11 protein-coding genes are annotated in these 16,862 nt (G+C 45.4%); 6 read left to right on the top strand and 5 right to left on the bottom strand.

What is annotated here, in order from left to right:
- Together A3860_RS32180 and A3860_RS32185 are read right to left on the bottom strand one after the other, a co-directional pair.
- On the bottom strand, positions 1-1,618 hold a 1,618-nt coding region (locus A3860_RS32180; RefSeq protein ID WP_216823559.1), incomplete at its 3' end, for a YDG domain-containing protein.
- Between the two features lie 724 nt (positions 1,619-2,342).
- Complete coding sequence (locus tag A3860_RS32185) at positions 2,343-4,760, bottom strand: mechanosensitive ion channel domain-containing protein (protein WP_081154635.1); 2,418 nt, start codon at positions 4,758-4,760, stop codon at positions 2,343-2,345.
- Between the two features lie 84 nt (positions 4,761-4,844).
- Here A3860_RS32185 and A3860_RS32190 point away from each other — a divergent pair, with 84 nt between their 5' ends.
- Entirely contained in the window at positions 4,845-5,963 is a 1,119-nt protein-coding gene (locus A3860_RS32190) for an acyltransferase family protein (RefSeq protein WP_081154636.1), read from the top strand.
- Here the strand turns inward: A3860_RS32190 and A3860_RS32195 are convergent.
- Both A3860_RS32195 and A3860_RS32200 read right to left on the bottom strand, forming a co-directional pair.
- Positions 5,926-7,281, bottom strand: a complete 1,356-nt coding sequence (locus A3860_RS32195) for a glycoside hydrolase family 28 protein (protein WP_081154637.1) — start codon at positions 7,279-7,281, stop codon at positions 5,926-5,928. The genes A3860_RS32190 and A3860_RS32195 overlap by 38 nt on opposite strands.
- Complete coding sequence (locus A3860_RS32200) at positions 7,281-8,054, bottom strand: hypothetical protein (RefSeq protein WP_143774377.1); 774 nt, start codon at positions 8,052-8,054, stop codon at positions 7,281-7,283. The genes A3860_RS32195 and A3860_RS32200 overlap by 1 nt, the downstream gene beginning before the upstream one ends.
- Before the next feature lie 130 nt (positions 8,055-8,184).
- Here A3860_RS32200 and A3860_RS32205 point away from each other — a divergent pair, with 130 nt between their 5' ends.
- A complete protein-coding gene (locus A3860_RS32205; RefSeq protein ID WP_081154639.1) occupies positions 8,185-9,525 on the top strand; it encodes a serine hydrolase domain-containing protein in 1,341 nt (446 codons plus the stop codon).
- A 92-nt stretch (positions 9,526-9,617) separates the two neighbouring features.
- A complete protein-coding gene (locus tag A3860_RS32210; RefSeq protein ID WP_081154640.1) occupies positions 9,618-10,001 on the top strand; it encodes a DUF2784 domain-containing protein in 384 nt (127 codons plus the stop codon).
- 11 nt (positions 10,002-10,012) lie between these two features.
- Here the strand turns inward: A3860_RS32210 and A3860_RS32215 are convergent, their stop codons facing one another.
- A complete protein-coding gene (locus tag A3860_RS32215) occupies positions 10,013-10,903 on the bottom strand; it encodes an AraC family transcriptional regulator (protein WP_081154641.1) in 891 nt (296 codons plus the stop codon).
- 135 nt (positions 10,904-11,038) lie between these two features.
- Between A3860_RS32215 and A3860_RS32220 the strand changes: the two genes are divergently transcribed.
- From A3860_RS32220 to A3860_RS40775, 3 genes are all read left to right on the top strand, one after another.
- Positions 11,039-11,743, top strand: a complete 705-nt coding sequence (locus tag A3860_RS32220) for an SGNH/GDSL hydrolase family protein (RefSeq protein ID WP_081154642.1) — start codon at positions 11,039-11,041, stop codon at positions 11,741-11,743.
- A 283-nt stretch (positions 11,744-12,026) separates the two neighbouring features.
- The gene (locus A3860_RS32225; RefSeq protein WP_081154643.1) at positions 12,027-15,122 is read left to right on the top strand and encodes a SusC/RagA family TonB-linked outer membrane protein; all 3,096 of its coding nucleotides are present in this window, start codon (positions 12,027-12,029) and stop codon (positions 15,120-15,122) included.
- Between the two features lie 28 nt (positions 15,123-15,150).
- Entirely contained in the window at positions 15,151-16,746 is a 1,596-nt protein-coding gene (locus A3860_RS40775; protein ID WP_158085432.1) for a RagB/SusD family nutrient uptake outer membrane protein, read from the top strand.
- Positions 16,747-16,862: the final 116 nt, after the last annotated feature.

A 16,862-nucleotide genomic window follows, 5' to 3' on the forward strand; every position in this document is an offset into this window, starting at 1 on the left:
TGACCAGTCCGCTCGCTGTTAAGGTCTTACTCGTACCAACGTTCCTTGTATCATACGATTGTGTGGGCGCTGTACCAATTAAGTCACCTGTTTGCAGCGCATCAACCTGTGGAGCAACGCTGGAACTGGTGGTGCCATTATAAATACGATCATCGTGCTGGGCGGTTACATTAATATCCCGGGTAGTTATTATGCCCGTGTTGTTGGTAACATAAGATATAGCATAGTTATTTCCACTATTGCCATCATTGATCACCAATCCACTGGCTGTTAAGGTCTTTCCGGTTCCAACATGCTTTGTATTGTATACCTGTGTAGGTGCTGTTCCAATTCCATCCCCTGTTTGCAGGGCATCTACAATCGGCGCTACACTCGAACTGGTTGTACCATTATAGGCCCGATTATCAGTTTGAGCAGTTACATTGATGCTTTTGACAGTTATTACTCCCGTATTATTTACTACGTAGGACACTGCATAGTTATTACCGCCATTGCCATCATTGACAACGAGGCCACTTGCCGTTAGCGTCTTATTGGTTCCAACATTCCTGGTATTATAGGTTTGAACAGGCGCCGTTCCAATAGCATCCCCGGTTTGCAGGGCATCTACAATCGGTGAAACGCTCGAACTGGTGGTTCCGTTATATACACGACTATCGGCTTGAGCCGTAACGTTGATGCCCCTGGCAGTGATATTAGCCGTAGTGGAAGCTGTGGTATTAAAAGTGTAATTACCTGCATCGACACCGCTGATGCTAATGCCTGATACAGAAACTGGTTTACCGGTACCAACATTTTTATTATCAGTATAAGCCGCCGATGTATAGGCATCGGTAAATACATCGCCCGAGAGCCTGTTATCGCTTAAGGTTACGGTCGCCGTGGTGTTGCCATCATACACCTTGTTTACGCCGGTTGCGCTTACAGTGAGCACCCTGGCTGTAGTAGCAAGGCTGCCGTTGCCACTTCTTGGGGCATCTTTTACTGTAAAAGTAATGGGCGATAATACCGGTATTTTGGTGCCACTTGCAACTGTTAGAATAAGCGTATCAACACCGGAACTACCGCTAAATGTGAACGGATTACCGTTTTTCCATGAAGCAGTAACTCCTGAAGGCAAGCTATCAACGCTTGGGTTAACGGTGGTATTCCCGTTCCCCGTTGCAGTAAAGGTGACTACATAGGAAACAGTACCACTACTGCCATATGTTATAGAATTTAGTTGCGGACCTACTGATATAGATTTAAGAGATCCATCGGTAAAATACGCATATGCAATATAACCCGAGGTTTGCCCTGTCGCTTTTAACCGCAAGGAATCGCCCACACAATTACACACCGTCCAATTAGTTACAAAATCCCCGTTTGCATCAGCCACCACCGACCAGGGGAAATACGATGAATCGGATGCTACTGTATTACAGGGCTTATTTAAATTTTTCACTTTCAACACAACGGTTTCGTTGGGGGCAAAACCACTGCCCGTAAAAACAGCGTTTGACAACGGCGCATAATCACTTTTGTCTGAAGTAACGGTTTGTGCATACGCAAATGAACCGGTCAATAGCAACAGCACAACAATAAGGAAAGATCCAATAAAGCGTATTTTTTGTTTCATACGAAATCGCTTAAACGGTTAGAGGCATGGGTTAAATTGACTGCATATAAATCCTTCAGTGATCCGTTCAGTATTTAAAATAACCGAACAGAAGACTGTCAGTAATTAAGAAGACCGATCAATGCTGGCCAATAAGCCAGCTTAAAGGACACTGGAAAAACGGGAACACACACACGTACAGAACACCTACATTAAATTCTTAGGAGGAAACAAAATTTTCAATTGTGCTGGTAAAATTAAAAAGCAGTTTAATGTAGGGAATTGGTTGATAACAGGGTTAATTATAGGAGGGACTAACTAAATACAGAATAAAAATAATTAATCTTTCGCTGATATTAACAGGAAATGTTAACTATTTCCAAAAAACACTACCTCTTTATACACACCTATGTACAGGTTTGTTGACCGGGATCAACAAGTTGACATATTATCATCTGATCATAAAAGGGAGAAGGCATGACAACACTCAACATAGCCGGCACCGGTGGTAGCGTAACGGTAGTTAAATGGCCAGGGGGTTGCACTGGGATGCTCTGGGGCCCCTACTGGTACCTATGGCGCAGTGCAACCCCCAGACAATACCCTGAGCCCTCCCAGGCTATTCCCCTACGGGCTGTCACCCATTCCGGTAGCACCTGGGGCGAACACCAGTAGCACCTTAATTCGACCACTGTAAAAAAAGAAGGCTGCCAAATTATGACAGCCCCCTTCCAAACTTTTTATATTATATCATTTGTATCCCTTCGGCCTTCAATTGCTGGTACAACAACAACATAACTGCACTTCTTGCTTCATTCGACTTGTTCACATCAACGCACCAGAAAAAGACTTTCAGGTTGAACCCATCGTCATAGACCTTTGTAAACAACACAGAGGGTTCGCGGCTTTCAAACACAAATCCAGAAGCCAGGATCGCCTTTTTAACCGTATTGGTGATTACCTCCATATCATTGTTACCCTTTACGGTGAGGTCCATCTGCAGCCGTTGCTGGTTATTGCTCAGGGTCCAGTTGGTGATCTGCTGCGACAATACATCGCCGTTGGGAATGATCACTTCGGCCCCATCTCCGGTAAGCAGCGTGCTGGACCTTAACCCAATTTCGCGCACCCGTCCCGATTTATCGCCAATTTCCACCACATCGCCGATCTGAAGCGGCCGGTCGAAAATAAGGATGATACCCGAAACAAAATTATTTACAATATTCTGCAAGCCTAAACCAATACCAACACCCAGGGCGCCCAGCACAATGGTAATTTTATCGACCGGAACACCCGAAGCCGCCACGGCCAGCAAATAACCCACGCATAACAAAACCAGGCGGGCAATGAGCAGCCGGGAGCGTTGTCCCTTGTTATGTATTTCGTCATCGCTTCCGGTATCGCCAAAAAAGTAACCGACGTATTTCTGCAACAGGTGGGCCATCCAGATTATAAAGAAGAACAACAGTACCCCACTGAGCGTAAAGCTGGCATTCCCAATTTCGCGGGGGGCAGCCAGAAAATCGCTCAGAAAATTCAATACGAAAGAGTAGATATTCAAATTGGTACAAAATACGATCAGCCACAGTACCACTGCCAGAAAAAGGATTGGCCGGCGGAAACCGTCCAGTACCGGCTGGTAATTGAAGCGGCCCTGCACATTGCGCCGCAAGCGGCTGGCAACGATCTGCTGCAGTATGGCTTCCATACATATTTTACTGAACACTGCCAGTCCGATGGCTTGTGTGAACGCAAAGATCGCCGAACTACCCAATATCTGGGCCAAAGAAACACGGCCGAAAATATTGCACAACACGCTCACTATATTCATCACATTATGCAGAATGATCACAAAACGCAGGAAGCCTCGCATGGGCAGGTGTTGCTGCATTTGTGAAAGGAACAATACGCCGAATAACACCGACAGCATATTCATCAATATAAGCCAGTTGCGTTGCCAAAGTTCCGGATCGGCCATATGATGGGTGAATGAAAAGAAAATGAATAAGACCACCATGGCCACCCAGTAAACAAACAGCCGACGGGGCCATTTTTTCCAGCAGATAATGGTGAGAATGACCAGCATCAAAAACTGTATGCTTTCGATATAAGCAGAAGGTGCATGCAGATCGAATAAGGGCGCCACTGCAAACATCATAATGAAAGCAGCAACAATATAATTATGGGGCAGATATTCGAATTCAACGTGACGAAGACTTTCCCTCGCATTCATCCGCCGCAGCGTGCGGATATTTCTAAAAAGCCAGATAAAGAACAGCACCCCGATGAGCAGCAGGAATAAGCGCTTATGGCCGCTGTCCTTAAAATAATAAAGCAGCGCCTTTCGCTCGCCATCATACGCTTTGCCTAACGAATTACGAGCCGTATCAGACAGGCTTTCAACGTCCTTTTCCCACAGATATTCATCCTCCTTGCCAAAGATGCGCACGGCAGAGGTATTTATCAGGGTCTTCACCTTATCGAGCAACTGGGCCGTGGTAAGGGCATTGGAAGAAATATGCGTTTGCAGGGTGTTGATCTCCGCCAGGCTTTCCTTTAATTTACCGGTTGAACCACGGAATACTTCACGCATTCCCTGTAATTGCGGCGCGAACTGCTTACGTAATACCGAGTCGCGCCATAATTTACGCATGACGGTATCGGTCAACAGCGTCTTCAGACTGTTGCGCAGGTCGGTCAGTCTATTCTCGGTACTGTCGAGCACCTGACGGTCTTCTTTACAACTTTGTTGAATATTCTGCAGCAGGGTCTTGAAAACCTGGAGATTACGAAGCTGGAGGGCGGCACTGTTGTTAAGCACATTGTCTTTTAACACCGCCAGCATGGAGTCGGTGTCTCTCAGGTTTTCCTTTAACATTTTTACCGGCAAACCCAGCTCGCTTTTGTTCCTGACATTATTCAATAGCAGGTAAGTCTTTTCGATCTCTAACTGGTAATCGCTGGTAGTCAATTTGGCGGAATCGGCAAATAATGCGGCCAGGGCGCCGCCTCTCCTCATGCGGGCCGTATCGGGCTTGTTCCGCATTGAATCGGGTACATTGGGGGGTATCTGGTGATTCCGGCTGGTATCCTGCCCCCACACAGGGCACACTATAACCAACACAATCATCAAAAGGAACAGGTGGCCAAAACGGCTTTTCATAAATATTGGTTTTTTCGCTGCTAAACTATAAAAGAATTCTTTAAATTTTACGTTATAGTGTTACGTGAAATCCAATTTCTATCCATGGAAGATTTAAAAATATATCTACCACAGGAGATCCAGAAAAAGAAATTCCAGGGACTCGATGGGCTTAGGGGCCTTTCCATCGTAATGGTCATTGCATCCCATGCCCTGATCGATCTCATTCCTGCTCATGCCAGATATATTGGAAAGACCGGCGTATACATTTTCTTTGTCATAAGTGGTTTTTTAATAACCACGCTCCTGTTGAAAGAGAAGTTGGTGAATGGCAGCATAAGTTTGAAAAATTTTTATAAAAGAAGGGCTTTCCGCATCCTGCCCGTAGTTTATCTGTACCTGATCATTTTGTTTTTCCTGAACATTGTTTACAACCTGGGCATCACCCGCGCCTCTTTTACCACCTCTTTTCTGTTTATAAAGAATTTTTCCATGCACAAAGACTGGTATACCGGCCATTTCTGGACCCTGGGCATAGAGGAACAATTCTATTTAATATTCCCCTTCCTTATCACGATACTTCCCTTGCGCTTTTATAAAAGACTGGTAATATTATTGATCTGTATTATACCACCCCTTTCTTATGTTTATTTCATGAAAATTGACCTGCATGTTTTTCATGTAAACTGGTCAACGCATCTTGCACTGGGCCTGGCCCCGCATTTATTTGGGCAGGGCACGGTGTTGATCCTTATCGGGTCGCTTTTTTCCATATTATTCCTGACCGGTTCCAATTTTATTAACCGTATTTATACAAAAGCAAACGGCCTTGTTTCACTGGTTTTATTCCTGGTAGGAATACTTTCCTGCATTTCTGTATTCCCCTGGTACATAGAGAATATTTCCGAAGTATTTTTTGGCATCTGTATAGCCATAGCCATGCTGCTTAACCTGAAAGAAGGGTCCTTTTTCGGACGCACATTAAGTTGGAAGCCATTAAAAAACCTGGGTATTCTTTCCTATAGCTTATATGTATGGCAGGAGTTGTTTACTCATAAGCAACCCTGGAACGGCAACCTGTTCCTGAACATAACCGCCCTTTTTGTAGTGGCAGGCCTCTCCTATTATTTTTATGAGAAAAAATTCCTTCAGTACAAAGACCGTTTCAGGAAAGCCGAATCGGATACTACTGTGCATTCACCGGTAATGACTCCGGCATTGTAACCGGGTTTCCATTGATGGTAACCTGTTGCAGTTGCAAATCTTTTACATGATCTATCTTCAGGACTGTTTTAACACCGTTGAAATGGCAGTTTACCATTTTCAGGTGCTGAACCGGCGATGCGGCATAGGCATGAACATACACGCCGTATTCACCACCGTCAGATACTTCGAGGTCTTCTACCCAAATATTGCGGATGGTGGGCATAAAGGGGCCGGGGTTCTCATAAAACATATTGCAGTAAATGGCTGCTTTTTTATAAGTGCCCACTTTAATATTTTTCAGGAACACATTTTCGATGATCCCGCCCCGCGATGAATTTGTTTTAATACGCAATACCCGGTCGAGGCCGGGACTGCTCATGGTGCAATTGAGCGCATAAATATTCCTGACGCCGCCGGCCACTTCGCTGCCGATCACCACACCGCCATGCCCATCTTTCATTTCGCAATCTTCAATGAGGTAGTTTTCTGCAGGCCGCCCGATCCTTCTGCCATCTTCATCGCGGCCCGATTTAATGGCTATACAATCATCGCCGGTATCAAAATAACAATTCCTGATCAGCACGTTTGTACAGGCTTCAGGGTTACAGCCATCGGTATTGATCCCATGCGATCGGATATTCACTTTCTCCACGATCACATTTTCGCACAACACGGGATTGATGAACCACATGGGTGCATTGAGCATGGTGACACCCGAGATCAATACATTTTTACAGAGGTATGGTTGCAGCATATTCGGCCGCAGGTAATGGCCATCACCAAACACCCGTTGCCGTGGGTCTGTATGGTTGTGCATCATAGCATGCAACGCATCCCGCCCCGGCTGTTGCCGGGGCATGCCTTCCTGCCAGCCATATTCGGGTTTACCGCTCCAGCTCCACCAGTTTTTGGTACTGGCATTCCCATACAGCGTACCCTCGCCGGTTACCGCAATATTTTGCTCGCCATAGGCGTATAGTTGGGGAGAATAGTTCATGCACTCCATGCCTTCCCAGCGCGTGAATACTATTGGATAATCGCTGGTATCGTCGCTGAAAACGATGGCTGCATGCTTTTGCAGATGAAGGTTTACGTTACTTTTTAAATAAATGGGGCCGGTGAGGAATTTTCCGGCGGGCACCACTACCCTTCCGCCGCCACTGGCAGCACAGGCTTCAATGGCTTTCCTGAAGGCTTCGGTATTTTTTGTTATACCGTCGCCATTGGCACCAAATGCGGTAATAACAAAATCCCTGTTGTTAAACACAGGGATGCTGAACTGCCTGCGAAGCTGTTCTATTTCGTTAAGCGGTTGACTTGAGGAAGTCCACACCATTAGTCTGCAAAAACCTGTGAAAAAAAGACAACAAAGGAATTCTTTGCTTTGTCGTACCGGATGCATGTCCAGTTGTTGTAAACCGAACTGGTGGCAATGCACAAGGCATTTTTACAATCAGCTTTGGTAGTACGTTTTGACATACACCCGTCTTTTATCAGAATATCTTTGTCTTTAGAAATATCGGCAATTTTGATGGCTGGCGTTTCCAGGTATTTTGCCGGCTCTTTGACCATGTCGTCACTTTGTTCGCCGATCTTGTATTCAATATCCTTCGTAAGCGTATCTATTGCAGAACCGCAACCATGTGACGGCAACTCATTCTCCACTTTTATGTCGCTGTATAATGCACTAAACTTATTGGCCAGGGCATCATAGACCATGAGCTCAATGCCCGCCTTCTTTTTATTATATACAACAAATGCATAGTCCTCCTTATCATTCAAAAACAGGTTGCCCTTGCTAGAAGTCAACAGATCGAGGTCCGGTGAATTTTTAAAGACCTCCTTCAGGCTATCGGGCAGCGTGGCCACCAATTTACTATGAAGGGTTGAAAATACATTTTTACCGGCCAGTAGTTTCAGCTTGTCGTAATCTGAAATACCTCTAACCGGTTCATTCGACACCTGGGCGGTATCGGTTGCAGCAGGTGTCTTATGCGAAGCACTATCTGTTGATACCTGTTCTGTATGAGCAATTTGCGTATCGTGCTGTTGTTGAGAACCGCAGGCGCATAATATCGCCAGTATACCCATCGTGAATAATTGCCTCATCTTGTTTTTAGTTTAAAGCTACCTAACGTGAAAGATAAAAATAAAGTACAATCTATCTGTAACTATTTGTCTGTAACCAAACTAACATATTACACGTCACACCTACTTTTAACCAGCTTAAATCAAACATATGAAAAATATTTCCACATTGATACTCCTTCTGGTTAGTGCCATTACCGGGTACAGCCAGGAGCTGGCACAACGCCTCGACACCTTGCTGCAGGCTTATACTTCGCTTTATAAGTTCAATGGGACTGTACTCGTAGCCAAAAACGGCACTATTGTACTACATAAAGGATATGGCTACCGGAATGTGGCAGCAGGTGTGCAGCACGACAAATACTCCGTTTTCCAGATAGGATCGGTCACCAAGCAATTTACCACGGCAGTGATCCTAAAATTACAGGCAGCCGGCAAGCTGAATGTTCAGGAGCCCATCAGCAAATACTTTCCACAATATCCCAAAGGCGATAGTATCACCATTGAAGAACTGATGTTGCATACATCCGGCATCTACAATTATACCAACGACAGAGCTTTCATGGAGAAAGAAGTGAGTAAACCCGCCAACCGGGAAAAAATGATCGCGCTGTTCAGCAACAAGCCGCTTGATTTTACACCCGGCACTAAATGGCAATATTCAAACAGTGCGTATCTTTTGCTCGGTTATATTATTGAATCGGTGACCGGCAAACCCTATGAGCAGGTAGTACGGGATTATATATTTACTCCACTACAAATGACCCACAGCGGTTTTGATTTCACCCACCTGCAACAAAAAGAAAAGTCAACCGGTTATTTTGCGTTCAACAAAAAGGATACGCTCCCATCAATTATCGTTGACTCTTCCGTATCTTTTTCAGCCGGCGCCATTTATTCAACTGCTGAAGACCTTTACCGTTGGCACCAGGCATTGCAGCACAATAAGGTACTTACCGTTGCACAACAGGAAAAGGCCTTTACTCCTGTAAAGAACCATTATGGGTATGGCTGGGTAATAGACAGCCTGTATGGCAAAAGGGTGGTATCGCATGGCGGTGGCATTCATGGGTTCACTTCCAATTTCTCACGCATAGCAGCCGATGATGTATGCATCATTTTGTTGTGCAATACCTCCTCGCCTGTTCTTGACAATATTTCATCGAATATTTATGCCGCCCTGTATAATAAACCATATGAAATACCAAAGAAAAGGATAGCCATTACATTACCCGAAGAAAAACTGAAGCAATATACCGGCGAATACAAAATGAACGAAAACTGGAAAGTTAGCCTTGTAGTAAAGAACAGCGAATTGATAGCTACCCCTGCCGGGCAATCACCAAAGACGCTGCATGCAGAAAAGGAAGATTATTTTTTTGCGGAAGACCCTGAGGTACAACTCCGGTTCACCAGGAACGAAAAACAGGAAATAGATGGTTTCATCCTGTACCAAAATGGTGCTGAAAGAAAATGTCAGAAAATTAATTGAGGGGGCTGCCTCAATCGCACACCTGCCCTACTGCCAATTTTGACGACATGGTAAAATAGAATATATTACATGTTGCATTTTTCGCAGTGGTTATGTGGTATTCTTTTCTAAATTATTTCTTTTTTGTCTTCCATACGCTGTTCACCCTGTTTAACATCGTTGGATGGATATTCCCGGCAACCAGGAAATGGAATCTGATAACGCTGCTGTTAACGGCTTTTTCCTGGTTTATACTGGGCATCTGGTATGGCTGGGGATATTGTTTTTGTACCGATTGGCACTGGCAGGTAAGAGAAAAACTCGGTTATCATGATCAACAACGTTCTTATATAAGTTTTCTGTTACAAAAACTCACCGGCATATCCTTCAATGAAAAGCTGGTAGAAAATGTTACGCTCATTGTCTTTTTGATAAGCCTGGTAATGAGCATATGGTTGAATATCAGGGACAGAACCCTTCGACGCCGCTCCCGGTAACGCTTTCATCATTATGCGCCCCGCTTCGACCTGTACATATTAGGCGATGTCCCCATGAGCTTATGGAACATTCTCGAGAAATAATAAGGGTCTTCAATGCCTAATTTTTCTGCGATCTCTTTTACGCGCAGATCGGTAAACAACAAATACTGACAGGCCTTTTGTACTTTAAGATGGATAAAATATTCTATTGGCGAAAAGCCGGTCTTTTTACGGAAGATAGAAGAAAAGTGCGGAACCGATAAATTCACGGAACCGGCAATATCATGGAGTGTGATCATTTGTGATAAATGCTGCTGCATGAAATTGATGGCCAGTTCTACCTTGTCATTGTCTTTTGTTTGTTTGTTTTCGGCCAGGTTAAATTTGTCGTGGTACAAAAAAGAAGAAAGATAATACCATAGAACCATATTGGCATAAGAGAGATTATCGTTCCCATAGCCACGTTCCAGGCTGGCATAGATCTCTTCAAAGAGGTTGATGCGTTTTTGTGTAAAAGGAGCAGCCCCCAAATGGCCCTCCAGTTTTTGCACCATATTATCAACGATCGACCGGGCCGTTTCTCCTTTGAAATGCACCCAATAAATAGTCCATGCATCCTGTTCGTCAGATGCATAACTGTGTGCGCAGCCGCCGGGAATAATGATAAATGAATCAGGCGCCAACTGGTATTTTTTCCCATTGATCTTCGCAGTACCCTTGCCCTCGATGCAATGGATCAATATATGTTGATCGATACCCTGCAACCGTTCCCTGTAATGATGTTTGGCCTTGGGATAATACCCTATATCTGTAATGTGGGCCCCTTGCAGCATTCCGTTATCCATGCACAACCCGGAGATAATTTTCCTGGGCAGCACGATAGCTTTCTGCCCCTGAAAGCCTTCTTTTTTCCTGATCATACAGCAAGCCTGTTTAATATTTTCTTCAATCTAAATCACTCCAGCCAATAAAGCTACAGTAAATAACATAATCCATCTTTTTCATAAGAATCTCTATTTCCCCATGGGCCAATAAATACAAGATTTGCTCTATAGATGAAAAATATACTAATTGGTTGCATTGCCTTACTTTCTATGCTCTTAACGCAGGCAGTACGCGCCCAAACCTCCGATTACCTCAGCGGCATAAAAGACGAGCTGCAAAAGAAATGGCCCAACAACCGCACCATTAACCTGGTGTTCCATGGCCATTCTGTACCAACCGGTTATTTCAGAACACCGGAAGTAAGAACGCTCGACGCCTACCCTTACCTGGTTTTGCAGGCATTAAAACAACAGTATCCCTATGCCGTCATCAATGTGATCGTTACTTCCATTGGCGGTGAAAATAGTGAACAGGGCGAAAAGCGTTTTGAAAGCGATGTGCTTACTCACAAACCCGATGTACTATTCATTGACTATGCGCTGAACGACCGCAAACTGGGACTGGCAGCATCGAAACAGCACCTGGAAAAGATGATACAGCTGGCCTTGCAAAAAAACATTAAGGTGATCTTACTAACGCCCTCAGCCGATCAAAACGTTGACCTGCTGAAACCCGGTAATGAACTGGAGCTTTTTGCCACACAGATCAAAGAACTGGCGAATACCTGGCATACCGGACTGGCCGATAGCTATAATCAATTCAGAAAGGTAGTGGCAGATAAAAAGAACCTGAGCGATTATATGGCGCAATCGAACCATCCCAACCGGGCCGGACATGAATTGATTGCGGCCGGGATCATGCGGTATTTTCAGTAACCGGTTTAATGGATGGCTCACATTCCCCGGTGAGCCACTCCCCCCGATAAAGAAGAATCAGGTAATAACCAACATAAACAACCGATTTATATACATAACCCGCAAATGGCTATGGACGGCCGTTTGCGGGTTTTTGCGTTCGCTATTTATTAAAGTGTACACATTGAATCCCACCTTAAAATAATCCATCTTTTTCATAAGAATCTCTATTGGCTCCGGCGCACATAAATTCAACATTTGCTTATTCAAAACACCTCGCAGGAGGAACTAAACTATTGCTTATATGAAAAAAGGATTGCTGCTATATGCATATCTTCTTCTTTCTATCGTTCCCTGTTTTGCCCAAACTTCAGTAAGAGGTAAGGTAACAGGAAACAATAACGAGCCCCTCTCCGGGGCAGGCGTTCGCATCAAGGGATCAGGCAACGCCGTTATAACAAACGTCAGTGGTGAATTCACCCTGTCTGTACCAGACAATGCAACGTTGATCATTTCACATGTTGGCTATGGCGCGCAGGAAATTCCTGTAGCAGGCCGGTCGTTCATTGAAGTTTCGTTACAATCACAAACCGTAACAATGAATGAAGTGGTGGTGATCGGTTACCAGGCCGTTTCACGAAAAAGCGTTACCACCGCCGTTTCTTCATTGAACTCGAAAGACATCAAATCGTATGTGACAGGTAACGTAGCCAATGCCATTCAGGGTAAAATGGCCGGCGTGCAGGTTTTTTCGGGCAATGGCCTGCCAGGCTCACAGCCCACGATCCTCATCAGGGGTTTAAGCAGCCTGGGTAAGAACACCACTCCCCTGGTGATCGTTGATGGTGTGGAAACCGGTTACAACGCCCTGAACTTTTTGAACCCCGCCGATATTGAAACCATCGATGTATTGAAAGACGCTTCCGCTTCTGCCATCTACGGTTCGCGTGCAGGCCAGGGTGTTATACTGGTGACCACCAAAAAAGGAAAAGGAAAGATTGCCGTAAATCTCGAATCTTCCTATGGCTGGGATAAACTCCCCAAAGTGAAGATGGCCGATGCCAATGAATATGTACGCATTATGAACACCGTAGCGGCGAACAGCGGTGCTGCTCCCTATTTCAGCGACCCCAATAACGTTTCCAATACCGATTACTGGAACAACACATTTGATGTGGGCAACCGGCAGAATTTTAATTTAAGCGCCAGCGGTGGCAAAGAGGGCTTATCTGTTTATGGAAGCCTTGGCTACTATAAACAAAACTCCTATTACGCCACAAACAAAGGCGGCGACTGGCAAAAGATCACCGCCCGCCTGAATGCCGATCTCGCACTGGGTAAAATATTTAAAGTGGGCATTGGCTTTTCACCCCGCTTCGAAAAATGGCTCACCTCCAGTGAGAGCAATCTTAGCCGGGCATACATGATGGACCCAACCACCCTGCCCTATAAAACAGAAGATTCTGTTTATAGATCCATTCCCAATGGTTTTATGGATATGACGGCCTTCAATCCTTATTACAGTTTGCCCAACCGTTCTCCTTTTAATGGCATTGTTAACCCCGACTTTTATTTCAGGACCAATTTCGACCAGAATAACGCATTTGGCGCTCAGTACTCCGCGTATGTTGAAGCAAGGCCGCTCAGCAACCTGGTGCTGAAAACACAGGTGGAAGGATTTGGCACGTCAACCAGCAACACCAATTACACCCCCAAATATTACCTGGCTTCAAACAGCAATAACAAGGAAGACCAGGAATATGAAGACAACCAGCAGAACATCCGTTGGAAGATCACCAATACGGCCAATTACAAGCTCACGTACAGGCAACATAACTTCGATGTACTGGCGGGGCAAAGCGCCGATAACTATACCGTAAAAGGCACCACCGTGACGAAGAAAGGCATCCCGTTCGAACAGGAACCCTACCGCTATGTTTCTGCTGCAACAACCATCGTTAATGCAACCGGTTGGAACCAGCCCGGCGCAGCGCCTTTTGGCAAAATGCTTTCTTACTTCGGATCGTTCCGCTATAATTTCAAAGAACGGTATTTTCTGTCGGCCACATATCGCGCCGATGCTACCTCACTGGTAAATCCATTATACCGCTGGGGCTATTTTCCAACCCTTTCGGCAGCCTGGGTGATCTCTGATGAAACCTTCTTCGAAAAACTTAACCATACCGTTAATTATTTAAAACTACGGGCCAGCTGGGGTAAGGCCGGTGGAAACTTACCAGGCCTGGGTCAGTATTTCTCCACCGTAGGCCCTACTTATTATCCCGATGCCAACGGCACGGCTGTAGTTGGTTATTCGCCCAATTATGTTGCCAATCCCGAGATCAAATGGGAAGAACAGGAAGACTATACAGTGGGCATCGATGGAAATATGTTCCATAATAAATTAAACTTTACCCTCGAAGGTTATGTAAGAACACCTAAAAATTTATTGTTGAGCATTCCTGTTGATCCGGTGCTTGGCTATCCCCAGGGTTATATACCTACGCAGGAAGCCAACATTGGAAAACTCACAACCAAAGGCTGGGATATTTCTGTTGGCTACAGAGATAACATCACCAAAAAGCTTCGCTTTGGTGTTGACCTCACCCTGAGCCATTTCAAAACAGTGGCAGGCTTCCTGGGTTTGGCTGATCCTGTCCGTTATGGCGTGAACAATGATGTGATCACCACCTTCCGCTCAAGAATAACAAAAGATCATGAGCCGGGCGCCTGGTATGGTTATAATGTAGATGGGATATTTCAAACCGATGCCGAAGCAGCTGGGTATGTAAACAAAGACAATGTGCGTTTGCAGCCGTTGGCCAAAGCCGGTGACCTGAAATTCAGGGATACAGACGGAAATGGCGTCATCGATAATAAAGACCTTACCGATATTGGTTCTCCCTGGCCTAAATTAACCGGCGGCCTAACGCTTACGCTCAATTACAGCAATTTTGATTTCAGGGCCGAATTCTATGGCTCTTACGGACAGAAATACAACAACGGCTACCGCTTGTTGATGAATGGTTCGGGCAAATACAATTTCAAATCGGGTTATGGTGATAAATTCTGGCATGGCGAAGGCACGTCAAACAGCTTCCCCATCCTGAAAGCAACAGACCCCAACGGCAACTTCAGCAAAATGAACTCCTTCCTCATAGAAGATGCTTCGTTTACCCGCTGCCGCCTGATCCAGTTTGGTTATACCCTGCCGGCCAACCTGGTAAAATGGATCAACAACTGCCGGGTTTATGCTTCCGCACAAAACCTGTTCACCCTCACCAATTATTCCGGGCTGAACCCCGAGCTTCCATTTCAGGGAATTGGTTTGAATGGTATCGACAATTTCCAACCCATGCAAACAAGATCATTTCTGCTGGGACTTAGTCTGGGTCTGTAACCACTGTAAACATGTAAAAACCGGAACAATGAACAATAAATCTTTTATATACACATCCATCATTATTGCATCACTTGCTGTAACAAGCTGTAAAAAATCCTTTCTGGATCAGGCGCCTTATAATGCCAATATTGTTGAATCGCAATTTTATACCACGCTCGATCAGTGTAACACCTCCACAAAAGTGAGTTACCGGTATGTTGACTGGGACTCCTGGTGGCAAACACAGAACTGGCGTTTTCTCTCGGGCGAAGCTGCCAGCGATAACGCCTGGATCGGCAACACCTATCAAAACACACATGCCTCCTGGGATGCCGTGGCACACTATACCATCGATGCGGGGAACGACCGCGTAGAAGGACACTGGATCATGCTGTACAAATCAATCGGCATCTGGAATTCGACCATCCAGGGCATTCAGCGATCGACGATCGATGCAAGCAGTAAACAACAGTTTATTGCCGAATTGAAATTCCTGCGCGCCTGGAATTATTTTGACCTGGTGCGTAACTGGGGCGGTGTATCAATTGTAACCACCATATTGCCGCCTCAAACCCACGTTGCCCGTTCTTCGGTGAAAGAGGTGTATGATCTCATCATCAATGACCTGAAGGAATGCGCCGCGGTGCTGCCCCGCAAATCACAATACCCGGCTGCCGACAAATTCCGCGCTACCAAAGGAGCCGCCCTCACCCTGTTGGCCAAAACCTATTTGTATGCCGAAGACTGGGCCAATGCAGAAGCTACCGCCAAACAGGTGATTGACCTGGGTGATTATAACCTCGAAAGTTCATTTGGGAATTTGTGGAGCTATACCTACAAAAATGGCACAGAGTCGATCTTTGAAATTCAAAACGGATCTTCACAACAACCACCGCTGCCGGCCAATGGTTATGTAATACCCATGAATTCGGTTGCTGATGGCGGATGGGGTTATATCTCTGTGACCAGCGATCTCCAGAATGCTTTCATGGCCGAAGGCGACAGTGTGCGTTTGCAATGGACCATCAACCGCCATGGACTGCCGGTGATTGGCGATCCCAATAACCCGAAGTTTGATGGCAAGCCTTATACCGGTTCAGGAAGCGGCTCTTCCAAATCGGGCCGGTTCAGCAGAAAACGCTATGTTCCCAAATCGCAACGCCCGGCCAATGGCTTATATGCTTTGAACGATATTATTTTACGTTTTGCAGATGTACTGCTCATACATGCAGAAGCTGCCGCCATGCAGAACCACACGGCCGAAGCGCTTTCATCCTTAAAACGGATACGCGACCGGGTTGGTTTAACTACCGACATCACCCTTACAGGCTGGAACCTTACCAATGCCGTGCGTAAAGAAAGAAGATTGGAACTGGCGCTTGAAGGCGACCGGTTGTATGATCTGCGCCGCTGGAAAGATCAAAGCGGCACCCCGGTCATCAACAGCGTATTTGGCCCCAATGGAAGTTTTGTTAAATACAATACCCAGGTAAGCACCGATTACTGGGAAGTGAACAATAAAGCAGAACCGCAAAACAAAGGATATAATTTCAATCCGGCCGTTCACGGGCTTTGGCCGATCCCCAATAGTGAGGTAGTTTCATCTGAAGGGGTTGTTGAGCAGAACCCTGGCTATTTTTAATATATGATGCATGGGAGAATTGAAACATACTTCCTGGCTGGTAGCTATGAGAAGTAGGAAGTAAGAAGTACGGGATATGAAGATTGAAAAAATGCATAATGCCCGAAAATCAGCAT

Source organism: Niastella vici (assembly GCF_002077945.1).
Classification (GTDB): domain Bacteria; phylum Bacteroidota; class Bacteroidia; order Chitinophagales; family Chitinophagaceae; genus Niastella; species Niastella vici.

Bases quoted from the DNA above. Each gene is read 5' to 3' on its own strand.
- A3860_RS32185 (WP_081154635.1), bottom strand. From the start codon at position 4,760: ATGAAAAGCCGTTTTGGCCACCTGTTCCTTTTGATGATTGTGTTGGTT.
- A3860_RS32215 (WP_081154641.1), bottom strand. From the start codon at position 10,903: ATGATCAGGAAAAAAGAAGGCTTTCAGGGGCAGAAAGCTATCGTGCTG.
- A3860_RS32225 (WP_081154643.1), top strand. From the start codon at position 12,027: ATGAAAAAAGGATTGCTGCTATATGCATATCTTCTTCTTTCTATCGTT.
- A3860_RS32205 (WP_081154639.1), top strand. From the start codon at position 8,185: ATGAAAAATATTTCCACATTGATACTCCTTCTGGTTAGTGCCATTACC.
- A3860_RS32190 (WP_081154636.1), top strand. From the start codon at position 4,845: ATGGAAGATTTAAAAATATATCTACCACAGGAGATCCAGAAAAAGAAA.
- A3860_RS32200 (WP_143774377.1), bottom strand. From the start codon at position 8,054: ATGAGGCAATTATTCACGATGGGTATACTGGCGATATTATGCGCCTGC.
- A3860_RS32210 (WP_081154640.1), top strand. From the start codon at position 9,618: ATGTGGTATTCTTTTCTAAATTATTTCTTTTTTGTCTTCCATACGCTG.
- A3860_RS40775 (WP_158085432.1), top strand. From the start codon at position 15,151: ATGAACAATAAATCTTTTATATACACATCCATCATTATTGCATCACTT.
- A3860_RS32220 (WP_081154642.1), top strand. From the start codon at position 11,039: ATGAAAAATATACTAATTGGTTGCATTGCCTTACTTTCTATGCTCTTA.
- A3860_RS32195 (WP_081154637.1), bottom strand. From the start codon at position 7,281: ATGGTGTGGACTTCCTCAAGTCAACCGCTTAACGAAATAGAACAGCTT.